The following is a 15,282-nucleotide window of genomic DNA, read 5'->3' as shown; positions in this document are numbered from 1 at the left end:
AGACAATTGTTTTCAATCTATTTATTTATCGGAGCATTAAGACATGACCATCCGCCCTTTACACGACCGCGTAGTCGTCAAACGCTTAGAAGCTGAAGAAAAAACCGCCTCCGGCATCGTTTTGCCGGGTGCGGCTGCTGAAAAACCCGACATGGGCGAAGTAATCGCCGTGGGTGCGGGCAAAATCGGTAAAGACGGCGCGCGCCGTCCGCTGGATGTCAAAGTCGGCGACAAAGTCATTTTCGGCAAATACAGCGGTCAAACCGTTAAAGCCGACGGCGAAGAGCTGTTGGTAATGCGTGAAGAAGACATCTTCGGTATCGTTGAATAATTGTTGAATTAAGTTTCAGAACCAAAGGCCGTCTGAATCAAACATGAAGTTTTCAGACGGCCTCGAACAGATTTTTAATATTGATTTGGAGAATTTAAATGGCAGCAAAAGACGTACAATTCGGCAATGAAGTTCGCCAAAAAATGGTAAACGGCGTCAATGTATTGGCAAACGCCGTACGCGTAACTTTGGGCCCTAAAGGCCGCAACGTGGTACTCGACCGCGCTTTCGGCGGCCCGCACATCACTAAAGACGGTGTGTCTGTTGCAAAAGAAATCGAATTGAAAGACAAATTTGAAAACATGGGCGCGCAAATGGTGAAAGAAGTTGCGTCTAAAACCAACGACGTAGCAGGTGACGGTACCACTACCGCCACCGTATTGGCACAATCCATCGTTGCCGAAGGCATGAAATATGTGACCGCCGGCATGAATCCGACCGACCTGAAACGCGGTATCGACAAAGCCGTTGCCGCTTTGGTTGACGAGCTGAAAAATATCGCCAAACCTTGCGACACTTCTAAAGAAATCGCCCAAGTCGGCTCTATTTCTGCCAACTCTGACGAACAAGTCGGCGCGATTATTGCCGAAGCGATGGAAAAAGTCGGCAAAGAAGGCGTGATTACCGTTGAAGACGGCAAATCTTTGGAAAACGAGCTGGACGTGGTTGAAGGTATGCAGTTCGATCGCGGCTACCTGTCTCCTTACTTCATCAACGACGCCGAAAAACAAATCGCTGCTTTGGACAATCCGTTTGTATTGTTGTTCGACAAAAAAATCAGCAACATCCGCGACTTGTTGCCTGTTTTGGAACAAGTGGCCAAAGCCAGCCGTCCGCTCTTGATTATCGCTGAAGACGTAGAAGGCGAAGCCTTAGCGACTTTAGTCGTGAACAATATCCGCGGCATCCTGAAAACTGTTGCCGTTAAAGCCCCTGGCTTCGGCGACCGCCGCAAAGCCATGTTGCAAGACATCGCCATCCTGACCGGCGGCGTGGTGATTTCCGAAGAAGTCGGCCTGTCTCTGGAAAAAGCGACTTTGGACGACTTGGGTCAAGCCAAACGCATCGAAATCGGTAAAGAAAACACCACCATCATCGACGGCTTCGGCGACGCAGCCCAAATCGAAGCGCGTGTTGCTGAAATCCGCCAACAAATCGAAACCGCAACCAGCGAATACGACAAAGAAAAACTGCAAGAGCGCGTTGCCAAACTGGCAGGCGGTGTGGCAGTGATCAAAGTCGGTGCTGCTACCGAAGTCGAAATGAAAGAGAAAAAAGACCGCGTGGAAGACGCGCTGCACGCTACCCGCGCAGCTGTTGAAGAAGGCGTGGTTGCAGGCGGCGGCGTAGCCCTGTTGCGTGCCCGTGCTGCTTTGGAAAACCTGCACACCGGCAATGCCGACCAAGACGCAGGCGTACAAATCGTATTGCGCGCCGTTGAGTCTCCGTTGCGCCAAATCGTTGCCAACGCAGGCGGCGAACCTAGCGTGGTTGTGAACAAAGTGTTGGAAGGCAAAGGCAACTACGGTTACAACGCAGGCTCCGGTGAATACGGCGATATGATCGAAATGGGCGTACTCGACCCTGCCAAAGTAACCCGTTCTGCGTTGCAACACGCCGCGTCTATCGCCGGCCTGATGCTGACCACAGACTGCATGATCGCTGAAATTCCTGAAGAAAAACCTGCTATGCCTGATATGGGCGGCATGGGTGGTATGGGCGGCATGATGTAAGGCCGTCTGAAACCTTCAGATAAAAAGCAAAACCGCACGGCAAGCAGCCGTGCGGTTTTTTATTTGCCAGTAGAAGCGTGAGATGGTGAGGGGGTATGCCATGATTTGCAGAGAAATAAGGGTAGCCAGTTCAATTTAATTAGAAGTAATCAAATAAACTTCATCATCAAAAAAGGCCGTCTGAAACTTTATTTTATGTTTCAGACGGCCTGCTTAATGATTTAAACCGTTACTTTTTGCCCGAACGGCTGTATCGGACAGCTTGAGACAAGATTTCTTCAATTTCTATCCACATAATGCCTCCTTACAGTAAACCAGGTTGACCTAAAGCCGGGTCGTTAGCTCGTGCCGCTTGAGCATCTTCGACAGTCAGTCCAAGGGCTTTGGCTACGCCTTCACCGTATGCCGGATCGCAACGGTAGCAGTTGCGGATGTGGCGGTATTTGATGAAGTCTGGTGCATCGCCCATGGCTGCGGCGGTGTTGTCGAACAAAGCCTGTTTCTGTGCGTCGCTCATCAGATTGAACAAAGCACGCGGTTGGCTGAAGTAGTCGTCATCGTCTTGGCGGTAGTCCCAGTGCGCTGCGTCGCCGTTGATTTTCAAAGGAGGTTCGGCAAAGTCGGGTTGTTGCTGCCATTGGCCGAAGCTGTTGGGTTCGTAGTGCGGCAGGCTGCCGTAGTTGCCGTCGGCGCGGCCTTGCCCGTCGCGCTGGTTGCTGTGAACGGGGCAACGTGGACGGTTGACGGGGATTTGGCGGAAGTTTACGCCCAAACGGTAGCGTTGCGCGTCGGCGTAATTGAACAAACGCGCTTGCAGCATTTTGTCGGGGCTGGCGCCGATACCGGGTACCAGGTTGCTCGGTGCAAAGGCGGATTGTTCCACATCGGCGAAGAAGTTTTCGGGATTGCGGTTCAACTCAAATTCGCCCACTTCAATCAGCGGATAGTCTTTTTTCGGCCAAACTTTGGTCAGGTCGAAGGGATGATACGGCACTTTTTCCGCATCTGCTTCAGGCATGACTTGGATGTACATCGTCCATTTCGGAAACTCGCCGCGTTCGATGGCTTCGTACAAGTCGCGCTGGTGGCTTTCGCGGTCGTCGGCGATGATTTTTGCGGCTTCTTCGTTGGTTAGGTTTTTAATGCCTTGCTGGCTGTGGAAGTGGAATTTCACCCAAAAACGCTCGCCCGCTTCGTTCCAGAAGCTGTATGTATGCGAACCGAAGCCGTGCATATGGCGGTAGCTGGCGGGGATGCCGCGGTCGCTCATGACGATGGTGACTTGGTGTAGGGCTTCGGGCAGCAGCGTCCAGAAATCCCAGTTGTTCGTGGCGGAGCGCATATTGGTGCGCGGGTCGCGTTTGACGGCTTTGTTCAGGTCGGGGAATTTACGCGGGTCGCGCAGGAAGAATACGGGCGTGTTGTTGCCGACCATATCCCAGTTGCCTTCTTCGGTATAGAACTTCAACGCAAAGCCGCGGATGTCGCGTTCCGCATCGGCTGAGCCGCGTTCGCCTGCCACGGTGGTGAAACGGGCAAACATCTCGGTTTTTTTGCCGACTTCGCTGAAGATTTTGGCGCGGGTGTATTTTGTGATGTCGTGTGTTACGGTAAACGTACCGAACGCACCTGAACCTTTGGCGTGCATACGGCGTTCGGGGATGACTTCGCGCACGAAGTCGGCGAGTTTTTCATTCAGCCATAAGTCCTGCGCCAGCAGTGGGCCGCGTGGACCTGCGGTCAGACTGTTTTGATTGTCGGCAACAGGCGCGCCGTTGTTCATGGTCAGGTGGGTAACAGGGCATTTGGAGGTAGTCATGATGGTTTCCTTTGCAAAATGGTCAGTGGTTTATAAAACGATTTGCCGGAAGGCATATTCGTAGCCGGTTTCTTGGCATTCATAAATTTCTTGTATCGACATTTTATTTCCTTTTGCTGTTAACTATTAAAACAACTATACAGAAAGGTTTTAACTATTGGAACTATGAAACCGATTTAGAGTAGATATAATAAATCAATTATTAAATATCATTAGTTTTAATAAATAATTTGATTGTGAAAAAAGGCCGTCTGAAACTTTATTTTGTGTTTCAGACGGCCTTATTTTTAGTCAAAACAAGGGATTATTTATCCAGTTTGGCTTTGCGTTCTTCCAACCAATGTTCCAAGTAGTGGATGCTGACACCACCTTTTTGGAAACCCGGATCGCTGAACAAGTCGCGGTGCAGCGGCGTATTGGTTTTGATGCCGGTAATCGCCAGCTCGGCAAGGGCTACGCGCATTTTTGCTATGGCTTGGTCGCGGTCTTTACCGACGACGCAGATTTTGCCGATCAGGCTGTCGTAGTAAGGAGGGATGCGGTAGCCTTGGTAGATGTGGCTGTCGACGCGGATGCCGAAGCCGCCGGGCAGGTGGCAGCTTTCAATCAGGCCCGGGCTTGGAATGAAGTTGTACGGGTCTTCGGCATTGATACGGCACTCAAACGCGTGGCCTTCGACTTGAATGTCTTCCTGTTTGTATTGCAAAGGTAGGCCGGATGCGATGCGTAATTGCTCTTGGACGATGTCAACGCCGGTAATGAGCTCGGTAACCGGATGCTCAACCTGAACGCGTGTGTTCATCTCGATAAAGAAGAATTCGCCGTCTTCGTACAGGAATTCAAACGTACCTGCGCCGCGATAGCCGATGCGTTTGCAAGCGTCGGCACAGGCTTTGCCGATTTTGGCGCGTTCTTCTTCAGTGATGAACGGGGCCGGTGCTTCTTCGATGACTTTTTGGTGGCGGCGCTGCATGGAGCAGTCGCGCTCGGCGAGGTAGATGGCGTTGCCGTGTTCGTCGGCAATCACTTGGATTTCGACGTGGCGCGGACGTTGCAGATAGCGTTCCATGTAAACCATCGGGTTGCCGAATGCCGCGCCTGCTTCGGCTTTGGTCATTTCGACAGACTGGAGGAGGTCTTCTTTTTTCTCGACGACGCGCATACCGCGACCGCCGCCGCCGCCGGAGGCTTTGATAATGACGGGATAACCGACTTTATCGGCGATTTTGAGGATTTCTTCGCCATCGTCCGGCAATGCGCCGTCAGAACCGGGAACGCAAGGCACGCCGGCTTCGATCATGGCGTGTTTGGCGGATACTTTGTCGCCCATCAGACGGATGGTGTCGGCTTTAGGGCCGATGAAGACAAAGCCGGATTGTTCGACTTGTTCGGCAAAATTGGCGTTTTCGGCGAGGAAGCCGTAACCTGGGTGGATGCCGTCGGCTTCGGTTACTTCGGCGGCAGCAATGAGGGCGGGAATGTTGAGGTAGCTTTGTGCAGATGCGGCAGGGCCGATGCACACGGATTCGTCGGCGAGTTTGACGTGCAGGCTGTCTTTGTCGGCTTCGGAATGGACGGCGACGGTGGCGATGCCCATTTCACGGCAGGCACGCAGGACGCGCAGGGCGATTTCGCCCCGGTTGGCGATCAATACTTTTTTCAGCATGATAATCTTTCCGGATGGTTCAGACGGCCTCAGCGGCCGCCTAATGCGTTGCGGATTTTCTGGTCGGTTTTGTATTGGCTCAAGGCGTAAACCGACCACATGGCTGCCGGTATCCAGCCAACCAGCGTACACTGCAGAATCAGACAGATGATGCCTGCAAACGGACGGCCGATGGTGAAAAACTGAAGCCATGGCAAGAAAATAGCCAAAATCAGACGCATGGTTTGTCCTTAATGAACAGAAAAAGGAATTTCAGACGGCCTTGAAGATAAAGGCCGTCTGAAAAAGCGGATTATTCAATGATAAAGAGCGGCTCGCCGTATTCGACTGGGGTACCGTTTTCAACCAGAATTTCTTTAACGACACCGGATTTCTCGGCTTCGATTTCATTCATCAGCTTCATGGCTTCGATAATGCACAAAGTATCGCCGGCTTTTACTTGTTTACCTACTTCAACGAAAGCTGCGGCGTTCGGGCCGGGAGCGCGATAGAACGTACCTACCATAGGCGATTTTTGCGCGTTGGACAAATCGCGAGCGGCAGGGGCGGCGGCCGGAGCGGCTGCGGCCGGAGCAGCAGGGGCGGCAACCGGAGCGGCTGCGGCAGGTGCCGGAGCAGCATAAATAGGCGCTGCGGCGGCAGTGGTACGCGTAATGCGGACTTTTTCTTCGCCTTCGGTAACTTCAATTTCTGCAATGCCTGATTCTTCGACCAAATCAATCAGTTTTTTTAATTTACGCAAATCCATTGCTTTTCCTTTTTAGCGCGGCATAAAGTGCATATTGGGTATGCGCCGCTGTGGTTTTAGATGATTTCCTGAGACGTCGGAAGGTAGGTTTGCCATCCGGCGTTTAAATAATGTCGGAACAGGGCGGAGCCTGAGAAATGAATCTGGTTATTTTCCCGAACTTGTCGGTAAATGTCCAGTAAAAGATAGAAAAAAGGCGTTTTTCGGCGAAAAAAGAAAGGAACGCTGATTTTCGTTAAAAAGTGATTTTTTCAAGAGCGTTTATTCTAATTTATTGGTTTTTCGACAAAACATGCCGTCTGAAAACCAACTTTGCGCGTATAATGGCGCCTGTTTTTTTAAAGTATGCACGACAATGGATATTTCCGATTTTGATTTTGAATTGCCCGAAAAACTGATTGCTCAGCATCCTCCGGAAGTGCGCGGCAGTAGCAGGCTTCTGGTTGCCTTGCCTACATTGCCGATTGAAGACAAACATTTCGGCGATTTACCCGATTATGTCGCTCCGGGCGATGTGCTGGTGTTTAACAATACCAAAGTGATGAAGGCACGCCTGTTCGGTCAAAAAGCCAGTGGGGGCAAAATCGAAGCCCTGATTGAACGGGTATTGGACGCGCATACCGCATTGGCGCATATCCGCTCGTCCAAATCGCCGAAACCGGGTACAGAATTGATTTTTGAAGGCGATATCCGTGCCGTCATGATGGAGCGCGCGGAAGAATTGTTTTGCCTGAAATTTAAAGGCGAGCAAACCGTTTACGAACTTTTAGAGCAAAACGGCCATCTGCCCTTGCCGCCTTATATCGAACGCGCGGCCGATGATGAAGACGACAGCCGCTATCAGACCGTGTACGCCAAGTATCAAGGCGCAGTGGCCGCGCCGACGGCAGGTTTGCACTTTACCGATGAGTTGTTGGGCCGTCTGAAAGCCAAAGGCGTAGAAACCGCGGAAGTAACCCTGCACGTCGGTGCCGGAACATTCCAACCCGTGCGCGTCGATAAAATTGAAGAACACAAAATGCACAGCGAGTGGTTTGACGTACCAGCCGAGACCGTTGCTGCCGTTGAAGCCGCCAAAGCGCGCGGCAATAAGGTGTGGGCGGTGGGCACAACCTCCATGCGCGCCTTGGAATCCGCCGCACGCGAAACAGGCCGTCTGAGAGCCGGTCGCGGCGATACCGATATTTTCATTACGCCAGGCTACCGCTTCAATGTTACCGACCGATTGATTACCAACTTCCACCTGCCCAAATCAACCTTGCTGATGCTCGTCAGCGCGTTTTCGGGCATGGAGCATATCCGCAGCGTTTACCGTCATGCGGTGGAACAGGAATACCGCTTTTTCAGCTATGGCGATGCGATGATTTTGGGGAAAGTGGAATAAATTTGAAGCGGATTGGAGCGTTTCAAACTGGTTATTTGGGTTGTCCCGAATCTGAATCAGTTGAAATGCTCTATTAAAACACGCGAAGTTGTTGGGATTTTAGTTGTAAGAAATAAAGTACAAAAACAAAAAGGCCGTCTGAAAATAGTTTTTCAGACGGCCTTTTATCTTTCCATGCTTAGGCGTCGATGTTTTGTGCCAGCAGGGCGTTGTTTTCGATGAAGGCGCGGCGCGGTTCGACTTCGTCGCCCATCAGGGTGACGAACACTTCGTCGGCGGCGATGGCGTCTTCGATGCGGACTTTCAGGAGGCGGCGGACGGTAGGATCCATCGTGGTTTCCCAAAGTTGTTCCGGGTTCATCTCGCCCAAGCCTTTGTATCGTTGGATGGACATGCCTTTTTGGGCAACGCTCATCAAGATGTCCAAAGCGCCTTCAAAGCTGTCGATGTCGTATTCATTGTCGCCTTTGTAGAGCTTCGCCCCTTTGCCGACCATGCCTTTGAGTGCGGCGGCGGTTTGGGTAAGGGTTTGGTAGGCTTTGCTGTTGAGGAACTTAGGCTCGAGGTAGCTCACCATCACATTGCCGTGCAGCTTGCGTGTGATTTTGATGAACTGGTGTCCTTCGTGGCCTTCGATGCGTTCGAGTGCGACTTCTTTTTCGTCCAAGAGGCCGCTCAATTCAGCAACGGCGCGGTCTGCGCTTTCTGCTGTGCTGAGATCGACCGGCGAAGCATGCAGCATGGCATGCAGGACGAGTTCGTCAATGATGCGGCTTTCTTGCTCGATGACGGTTTTGGCCAACAGGAATTGTTTGGCGGTATTGGCAAGCTCTTCGCCTTCGATGGTGCGGCCGTCTGAAACGATTTTGGCTTTTTCCAAGGCCAAGCCGAGCAGCCATTGGTCTTTTTCCAATTCGTCTTTGAGATAGCGCTCTTGTTTGCCGTATTTGGCTTTGTACAAAGGCGGCTGGGCGATGTAGATGTAGCCGCGTTCGACCAGCTCGGGCATTTGGCGGTAGAAGAAGGTCAGGAGCAGGGTGCGGATGTGCGCGCCGTCCACGTCGGCATCGGTCATGATGATGATGCGGTGGTAGCGCAGTTTTTCGGCATTGAATTCTTCTTTGCCGATGCCTGCGCCTAGAGCGGTGATCAGCGTGGCGACTTCTTGGCTGGCCAGCATTTTTTCAAAACGTGCTTTTTCGACGTTCAAAATTTTACCTTTGAGCGGCAAAATCGCTTGGAATTTGCGGTCGCGGCCTTGCATGGCGGAACCGCCTGCAGAGTCGCCCTCGACGAGGTAGAGTTCGGACAGGGCAGGGTCTTTTTCTTGGCAGTCGGCAAGTTTGCCCGGCAGGCCCAAACCGTCCATCACACCTTTGCGGCGGGTAATTTCGCGTGCTTTGCGGGCGGCTTCGCGCGCGCGCGCGGCATCGACGATTTTGCTGGTGATGATTTTGGCTTCGGTCGGGTTTTCTTCAAGGAAGTCGGTCAAGGCTTGGTTGATGACTTCGTTGACAACGGGGCCGATTTCGCTGGAAACCAGTTTGTCTTTAGTTTGCGATGAGAATTTCGGGTCGGGCAGTTTGACGGACAAAACGCAGGTCAGGCCTTCACGCATATCGTCGCCGGCGGTTTCCACTTTGGCTTTTTTGGCCACTTCGTTGGCTTCGATATAGTTGTTGATGGTGCGGGTCATCACTTGGCGCAGCGCGGTCAAGTGCGTACCGCCATCGCGTTGCGGAATGTTGTTGGTAAAACATTGCACGCTTTCTTGGTAGCTGTCGTTCCATTGCATCGCGCATTCGACGCTCATGCCGTCTTTTTCGCCGAACGCGTAGAAGATTTTTTCGTGCAACGGCGTTTTTTTGCGGTTCATGTATTGCACGAAGCCGGCCACGCCGCCGGAGAGGGCGAAGCTTTCGTGTTTGCCGTCGCGTTCGTCGGTCAATTCAATGTCCACGCCGTTGTTCAGGAACGAAAGTTCGCGGATGCGTTTGGCGAGGATGTCGAAGCTGTATTCGACATTGCCGAAGGTTTCGCTACTGGCGAGGAAGCGTACGGTTGTGCCTTTTTTGTCGGAATCGCCGACAACCTTCAACGGCTCTTCGGTTTCGCCGCGTACGAAGCGGACGAAGTGTTCTTTGCCGTCGCGGTAGATGGTCAGCGTTACCCAGTCGGACAGCGCGTTGACGACGGACACGCCCACGCCGTGCAGGCCGCCGGAGATTTTGTAGCTGTTGTTGTCGAACTTGCCGCCCGCGTGCAATACGGTCATGATGACTTCGGCGGCAGAGCGTCCTTCTTTCGGGTGGATGCCGGTCGGCATACCGCGCCCGTTGTCGGCCACGCTGACGGAATTGTCGGCATGGATGGTTACGGTGATTTTGTCGCAATGTCCGGCGAGCGCTTCGTCAATGGCGTTGTCGAGCACCTCGAACACCATGTGGTGCAGGCCGCTGCCGTCCTGCGTGTCGCCGATATACATACCGGGGCGTTTGCGTACCGCTTCCAAGCCTTCCAGCACTTGTATGCTGTCGGCGCCGTATTCTTCGTGTTTTTGGTCAGTCATGGTCTTTTCTTGCTGAATTTCAAGGAATTTTTCCGTGCGCGCAATGAAATGTCAAACGGGCGCGGCGGATGTGTTCCGAAAGGTCAAAATAATAGGCAATTATACCTGATTTTGCTGGAATATTCAGCGTTTTAAGTGCAAAAAGGCCGTCTGAAAGATTAAATTTCAGACGGCCTTTGTATCGGAAAACGGGTTTAGCGTTTGACACCGCTCAATCGCGCCCAGCCTTCTTCGATTTCGGCAGGCTCAATGTCGAACCATTGACTGTAAATGCCGCTGAGTTCTTCGACTTGTTCGTCCAAAAGGCCGGATAAAACAATGCGGCCGCCTTGTTTGGTACGCGCGGCAAGCATTTCGCCGAGCATACGCAACGGATTTGCCAGAATGTTGGCGACAACGACATCAAATTGGCCTTGCGGCAAGCCGTCCGGCAGGTAGAACTGCGCATCGACGTTGTTTTGCGCGGCATTGTCTTTACTGGCGCGGATGGCTTGTTCGTCAATGTCTACGCCGATGGCGGAGCCTGCGCCGAGTTTGAGGGCGGCAATGGCCAAAATGCCTGAGCCGCAGCCGTAGTCCAATACGCTTTCGCCGCCTTTGAGCTGCGTGTCCAGCCATTTGAGGCAGAGGCGGGTGGTTGGATGGCTGCCGGTGCCGAAGGCAAGGCCCGGGTCGAGTTGCAGGTTGACGGCGTCGCCGTTGGGCGCTTCGTGCCAAGACGGGGTAATCCACAGGCGGTCGGAAATTTGAATTGGGTCGAATTGCGCTTGGGTCAGGCGCACCCAGTCTTGATCTTCAAGGATTTCGCCGGTGTATTTCAAATCGTTCAAACTGCATTCCTGCGCGGCGGCTTCGATAATGGAAGCGGCATCGTCGCTTTCGCCGAAAAGGGCGATGACTTTGCTTTGTTGCCAGATTTGTTCGGTCGGCATGCCCGGCTCGCCGAAAATGGCCTGCTCGTTTTCTGTACCGGCGTAGGCATCTTCAATGGCGGCGGACAATGCGCCGTGTTCCATCAGCGCGTCGGCAAGGCGTTCGGCGACAGCATCGTTGACGTTGATGGTGATTTGTTGATAGGACATAGTGGGGCTTTCTTTTTTAATAAGGCCGTCTGAAAATCGACGTTGTGCTTTCAGACGGCCTTGTAAGGTATGAAACCTGATGATGCGGGTTTATCGGTTTTTCAAACCCAGTACGTCTTGCATATCGTACAGACCTTTTTTGCCGTTTGCCCAAACTGCGGCGCGTACAGCACCGGCGGCAAAGGTCATGCGGCTGCTGGCCTTGTGGGTGATTTCCACGCGCTCGCCGTCGGTGGCGAAGAGGGCGGTGTGGTCGCCGACGATGTCGCCTGCACGGACGGTGGCAAAACCGATGGTGGACGGATCGCGTGGGCCGGTGTGGCCTTCGCGGCCGTAAACGGCGCATTCTTTGAGGTCGCGGCCGAGTGCGTCGGCAATGACTTCACCCATGCGTAACGCGGTGCCGCTTGGGGCATCGACTTTGTGGCGGTGGTGGCCTTCGATGATTTCGATGTCGTAGCCTTCGTTTAATACGCGGGCGACGGTGTCGAGGATATGGAAGGTCAGATTGACGCCGACGCTGAAGTTGGCTGCGAAGACAACGCCTGTTTTCTCGCCTGCGGCTTGGATGGCGGCTTTGCCTGCGTCGTCGAAACCGGTGGTGCCGATGATGATGTTGACGCCTTTTTCCACGCATTTTTGCAGGTGTTTCAGGGTTGGCTCGGGACGGGTAAAGTCGATGAGGACATCGCTTTGAGCCAGTACGGCATCCACGTCGTCTGAAATGGCAACGCCGGTTTTGAGGCCGGAGGCGAAGCCTGCATCCAAACCCAATACTTCCGAACCGGAATGTTCGAGTGCGCCGGAGAGGACAGTATCGGGATGGTTGTTGACCGCTTCAACCAAAACGCGACCCATGCGGCCGTTGACGCCGGCAATGGCGATTTTCAATGCGCTCATGGGGCTTCCTTATTGCGGCTTGGTTTCGGTGGTCGGAACGACGTTTTGTCCGGCTTGAACCGCTTCGATGGATTTTTGAATGGCATCGCCTTCGGCGCGTGCGAGGACGTCGTTTTCAAAGTACAGGGTCAGGTTGCTTTGTTCTTTGATGATGCCGTTGCGGCTGGTGTTGAAAGTGTAATCCCAGCGGTCGGCATGGAAGGCGTCGCGCAGGAGCGGCGTACCGAGCAGCAGTTGGACTTGGTCGCGGGTCATACCTTGGCGCAGGGAAACCACGGCGCGGGGATTGAGCTCGTTACCTTGAATGATTTTGAGTTTGTAGGATGGAAAGTTGGATACGCGCTCGGCACTGCATGAGGCCAGACCTAAAATAGCGGCGATGGCAAGGCATAAGGCTTTATTCACGGGCTTACCTTTCTGTGTCATTTCGGGAAAGATGTTTATCATCGCTTGAATATTTTTAAAAAGCAAACGATAATCATCTTCTTAATTTTTCTTTTCGCCGATTTTCAATTGCAAGACCGGCGGCAGATTGCCGCCCTTTAACGGCCCAATAGTGGGCAAACGGGCGGAAAGTGCGTATTATAACGGTTATTACCTTACAGGGATATTGAATATTATGGAAAAATTCAGCAACATTGCGCAATTGAAAGACAGCGGTTTGAAAGTTACTGGTCCACGTTTGAAAATTTTGGACTTGTTCGAGACTCATGCCGAGGAGCATTTGAGTGCGGAAGATGTGTACCGTATCCTGTTGGAAGAGGGCGTGGAAATCGGCGTGGCGACGATTTACCGTGTGCTGACCCAGTTTGAACAGGCCGGCATTTTGCAACGCCACCATTTTGAAACCGGCAAAGCGGTTTACGAATTGGACAAAGGTGACCACCACGACCACATCGTCTGCGTGAAATGCGGCGAAGTAACCGAATTCCACAATCCGGAAATCGAAGCGCTGCAAGACAAAATCGCCGAAGAAAACGGCTACCGCATCGTCGATCACGCGCTGTATATGTACGGCGTATGCGGCGAATGCCAAACCAAAACCAAACGTTAATCAGTTTGTATGTTGATTTTTCAGACGGCCTTGGGCATTTTCAGCCTGAGGCCGTCTGAAACTTTATGGGCTTTGCGATGAAGATTCCTTTTCTTGCGCCACGGGATTATCGTTTCCCCGACCCGTCTTATGCTTTGGCAGAATGTGACGGCTTGGTCGGCGTCAGCGGCGATTTGGATACGGGGCGGCTGTTGTCGGCGTATGGGCAGGGGATTTTTCCGTGGTTTAGCCGCTACGGTTGGTTTTTCTGGTATGCGGTTGCGCCGCGAGCCGTGATTGTGCCGGGAAGCCTGCATATCGGCCGTTCGCTCGCCAAAACTTTGCGTCACAAGCCGTATCGGGTAACGGTCAACCGCTGTTTTGAGAAAGTGATTGCCCATTGTGCCAATGTGCCGCGTCCGGAACAGGACGGAACGTGGATAGAACCTGCGTTTCAGACGGCCTATTTGAAGCTGTACCATCAGGGGCATGCGCATTCGTTTGAATGCTGGCTGCCGGATGAGCAAGGCAAAATGCAGTTGGCAGGCGGGTTTTACGGCGTGCAAATCGGCTGCGTGTTTTATGGCGAATCGATGTTTGCCTTACGTCCCGATGCGTCCAAGATTGCGTTTGCCTGCGCCGTCCCGTTTTTGGAGGATTTGGGCGTTGCGCTGATAGACTGTCAGCAGGATACCGAACATATGCGCCGTTTCGGTTCACAGTTGATGGATTTTGCCGACTTTCAGACGGCCTTGAAGGGTTGGAACGCGAAACCGTTAAGGCGGAATATCGAATGCGGCGTGGTGGCTGAAAATCTTCTGTAAAAGATTGGCGGCGAAGATTGATTTATCGGCACGGCGTGTCGGCAGAAGCGATAGTCTGTATATCGTAGCTGGAAAATTAGTTAGAAAATTAATGCGATTCAATTCACTTGAATAGGCCGTCTGAAAATCTTGGTTTAACCGAAATCCTGCAGTGTAATGCTCGGCGCTCATCATGTTAATAGCTGACGAAATCGCTTTTACATGGCAAAATAACGAGTTAAATATTTGTAATAGGGCGGCCTGAATAGGTTTCAGACGGCCCTGATCTCTTGAAGGAATCAACATGTCTTTGCAAAACATCATTGAAACGGCTTTTGAAAACCGTGCCGAAATCAATCCGAATACCGTTACCCCAGAAGTGCGTGAAGCGGTTTTGGAAACCATTCATCAACTCGACTCCGGCAAACTGCGCGTTGCCGAGCGTTTGGGCGTGGGCGAATGGAAAGTCAACGAATGGGCGAAAAAAGCCGTATTGCTGTCTTTCCGCATTCAGGACAATGAAATCCTCAACGACGGTGTGAACAAATACTTCGACAAAGTACCGACTAAATTTGCCGATTGGTCTGAAGACGAATTCCGCAGCGCAGGTTTCCGCGCAGTTCCGGGTGCCGTTGCCCGCCGCGGCAGCTTTGTAGCGAAAAATGTCGTGTTGATGCCTTCTTATGTCAATATTGGCGCATACGTTGACGAAGGTGCGATGGTCGATACTTGGGCGACTGTCGGCTCTTGCGCGCAAATCGGTAAAAACGTGCACTTGAGCGGCGGCGTCGGCATCGGCGGCGTACTCGAGCCTCTGCAAGCCAGCCCGACCATTATTGAAGACAACTGCTTCATCGGTGCGCGTTCTGAAATTGTTGAAGGCGTGATTGTCGAAGAAGGCAGCGTGATTTCTATGGGCGTGTTCATCGGTCAATCCACCAAAATCTTTGACCGTACGACCGGCGAAATCTATCAAGGCCGCGTACCGGCTGGTTCGGTTGTCGTATCTGGCAGCATGCCTTCCAAAGACGGCAGCCACAGCCTCTACTGCGCAGTTATTGTCAAACGCGTGGACGCGCAAACCCGTGCGAAAACCAGCGTGAACGAATTGTTGCGCGGTATCTAATCGGATAACGATGATGCCGACTGAGGGTGGGGGCAAAGCCTGCTTTACGGTCGGGTGTGAACACAAAACAGGCAGAATGTTCTGCCTG

14 protein-coding genes are annotated in these 15,282 nt (G+C 52.6%); 6 read left to right on the top strand and 8 right to left on the bottom strand.

Annotated features, from left to right (window positions below; translation table 11 throughout):
• The first annotated feature begins 43 nt into the window (after positions 1-43).
• Both groES and groL read left to right on the top strand, forming a co-directional pair.
• Positions 44-331 carry a co-chaperone GroES gene (gene groES / locus HMPREF3047_RS09740; RefSeq protein ID WP_003744509.1) on the top strand — a complete coding sequence of 96 codons (288 nt, stop codon included), beginning with the start codon at positions 44-46 and terminating at the stop codon, positions 329-331.
• A 98-nt stretch (positions 332-429) separates the two neighbouring features.
• Complete coding sequence (gene groL / locus HMPREF3047_RS09735) at positions 430-2,064, top strand: chaperonin GroEL (protein ID WP_049322649.1); 1,635 nt, start codon at positions 430-432, stop codon at positions 2,062-2,064.
• A 304-nt stretch (positions 2,065-2,368) separates the two neighbouring features.
• Here the strand turns inward: groL and katA are convergent, their stop codons facing one another.
• The 4 genes from katA to accB all read right to left on the bottom strand — a co-directional run bounded on the left by katA (position 2,369) and on the right by accB (position 6,297).
• Positions 2,369-3,883: a catalase KatA gene (gene katA, locus HMPREF3047_RS09730; RefSeq protein WP_070713785.1), complete on the bottom strand. Its 1,515-nt coding sequence runs from the start codon at positions 3,881-3,883 to the stop codon at positions 2,369-2,371.
• A gap of 304 nt (positions 3,884-4,187) precedes the next feature.
• Positions 4,188-5,549 carry an acetyl-CoA carboxylase biotin carboxylase subunit gene (gene accC, locus HMPREF3047_RS09725; protein ID WP_070713782.1) on the bottom strand — a complete coding sequence of 454 codons (1,362 nt, stop codon included), beginning with the start codon at positions 5,547-5,549 and terminating at the stop codon, positions 4,188-4,190.
• A 29-nt stretch (positions 5,550-5,578) separates the two neighbouring features.
• Positions 5,579-5,770 (bottom strand): YqaE/Pmp3 family membrane protein, encoded by a 192-nt coding sequence (locus HMPREF3047_RS09720; protein WP_003680299.1) that lies wholly within the window; start codon positions 5,768-5,770, stop codon positions 5,579-5,581.
• A 71-nt stretch (positions 5,771-5,841) separates the two neighbouring features.
• The gene (accB, locus tag HMPREF3047_RS09715; protein WP_070584624.1) at positions 5,842-6,297 is read right to left on the bottom strand and encodes an acetyl-CoA carboxylase biotin carboxyl carrier protein; all 456 of its coding nucleotides are present in this window, start codon (positions 6,295-6,297) and stop codon (positions 5,842-5,844) included.
• Between the two features lie 355 nt (positions 6,298-6,652).
• On the opposite strand from accB, the gene queA reads away from it, so the two are divergent.
• Positions 6,653-7,681, top strand: coding sequence for a tRNA preQ1(34) S-adenosylmethionine ribosyltransferase-isomerase QueA (gene queA / locus HMPREF3047_RS09710; protein ID WP_070713778.1), 1,029 nt, complete (start codon positions 6,653-6,655; stop codon positions 7,679-7,681).
• Positions 7,682-7,859: 178 nt separating this feature from the next.
• On the opposite strand, the gene gyrB is transcribed toward queA, so the two are convergent.
• The 4 genes from gyrB to HMPREF3047_RS09690 form a co-directional block, all read right to left on the bottom strand.
• A complete protein-coding gene (gene gyrB, locus HMPREF3047_RS09705; protein ID WP_070647255.1) occupies positions 7,860-10,250 on the bottom strand; it encodes a DNA topoisomerase (ATP-hydrolyzing) subunit B in 2,391 nt (796 codons plus the stop codon).
• A 194-nt stretch (positions 10,251-10,444) separates the two neighbouring features.
• Positions 10,445-11,332 (bottom strand): 50S ribosomal protein L11 methyltransferase, encoded by an 888-nt coding sequence (gene prmA, locus HMPREF3047_RS09700; RefSeq protein WP_070584631.1) that lies wholly within the window; start codon positions 11,330-11,332, stop codon positions 10,445-10,447.
• A 90-nt stretch (positions 11,333-11,422) separates the two neighbouring features.
• Positions 11,423-12,232 (bottom strand): 4-hydroxy-tetrahydrodipicolinate reductase, encoded by an 810-nt coding sequence (gene dapB, locus HMPREF3047_RS09695; RefSeq protein WP_049322641.1) that lies wholly within the window; start codon positions 12,230-12,232, stop codon positions 11,423-11,425.
• Between the two features lie 9 nt (positions 12,233-12,241).
• Positions 12,242-12,637, bottom strand: coding sequence for an outer membrane protein assembly factor BamE (locus HMPREF3047_RS09690; RefSeq protein ID WP_003682810.1), 396 nt, complete (start codon positions 12,635-12,637; stop codon positions 12,242-12,244).
• A gap of 151 nt (positions 12,638-12,788) precedes the next feature.
• Here HMPREF3047_RS09690 and fur point away from each other — a divergent pair, with 151 nt between their 5' ends.
• The 3 genes from fur (at position 12,789) to dapD (ending at position 15,194) form a co-directional block, all read left to right on the top strand.
• Entirely contained in the window at positions 12,789-13,286 is a 498-nt protein-coding gene (gene fur, locus HMPREF3047_RS09685) for a ferric iron uptake transcriptional regulator (RefSeq protein ID WP_003682812.1), read from the top strand.
• A 77-nt stretch (positions 13,287-13,363) separates the two neighbouring features.
• The gene (aat, locus tag HMPREF3047_RS09680) at positions 13,364-14,089 is read left to right on the top strand and encodes a leucyl/phenylalanyl-tRNA--protein transferase (RefSeq protein WP_070713896.1); all 726 of its coding nucleotides are present in this window, start codon (positions 13,364-13,366) and stop codon (positions 14,087-14,089) included.
• A gap of 283 nt (positions 14,090-14,372) precedes the next feature.
• Complete coding sequence (gene dapD, locus HMPREF3047_RS09675; protein WP_004520923.1) at positions 14,373-15,194, top strand: 2,3,4,5-tetrahydropyridine-2,6-dicarboxylate N-succinyltransferase; 822 nt, start codon at positions 14,373-14,375, stop codon at positions 15,192-15,194.
• Positions 15,195-15,282 lie beyond the last annotated feature (88 nt).

This window comes from Neisseria sp. HMSC075C10 (assembly GCF_001815615.1).
Taxonomy (GTDB): Bacteria; Pseudomonadota; Gammaproteobacteria; order Burkholderiales; family Neisseriaceae; genus Neisseria; species Neisseria subflava_A.
The sequence above is the reverse complement of the archived record's forward strand: the minus strand, read 5'-3'. Positions and strand labels throughout refer to the sequence as shown.

What these genes read in the sequence shown, in the direction of transcription:
- groES (WP_003744509.1), top strand. Translation starts at nt 44, where the DNA reads ATGACCATCCGCCCTTTACACGACCGCGTAGTCGTCAAACGCTTAGAA.
- groL (WP_049322649.1), top strand. Translation starts at nt 430, where the DNA reads ATGGCAGCAAAAGACGTACAATTCGGCAATGAAGTTCGCCAAAAAATG.
- katA (WP_070713785.1), bottom strand. Translation starts at nt 3,883, where the DNA reads ATGACTACCTCCAAATGCCCTGTTACCCACCTGACCATGAACAACGGC.
- accC (WP_070713782.1), bottom strand. Translation starts at nt 5,549, where the DNA reads ATGCTGAAAAAAGTATTGATCGCCAACCGGGGCGAAATCGCCCTGCGC.
- HMPREF3047_RS09720 (WP_003680299.1), bottom strand. Translation starts at nt 5,770, where the DNA reads ATGCGTCTGATTTTGGCTATTTTCTTGCCATGGCTTCAGTTTTTCACC.
- accB (WP_070584624.1), bottom strand. Translation starts at nt 6,297, where the DNA reads ATGGATTTGCGTAAATTAAAAAAACTGATTGATTTGGTCGAAGAATCA.
- queA (WP_070713778.1), top strand. Translation starts at nt 6,653, where the DNA reads ATGGATATTTCCGATTTTGATTTTGAATTGCCCGAAAAACTGATTGCT.
- gyrB (WP_070647255.1), bottom strand. Translation starts at nt 10,250, where the DNA reads ATGACTGACCAAAAACACGAAGAATACGGCGCCGACAGCATACAAGTG.
- prmA (WP_070584631.1), bottom strand. Translation starts at nt 11,332, where the DNA reads ATGTCCTATCAACAAATCACCATCAACGTCAACGATGCTGTCGCCGAA.
- dapB (WP_049322641.1), bottom strand. Translation starts at nt 12,232, where the DNA reads ATGAGCGCATTGAAAATCGCCATTGCCGGCGTCAACGGCCGCATGGGT.
- aat (WP_070713896.1), top strand. Translation starts at nt 13,364, where the DNA reads ATGAAGATTCCTTTTCTTGCGCCACGGGATTATCGTTTCCCCGACCCG.
- dapD (WP_004520923.1), top strand. Translation starts at nt 14,373, where the DNA reads ATGTCTTTGCAAAACATCATTGAAACGGCTTTTGAAAACCGTGCCGAA.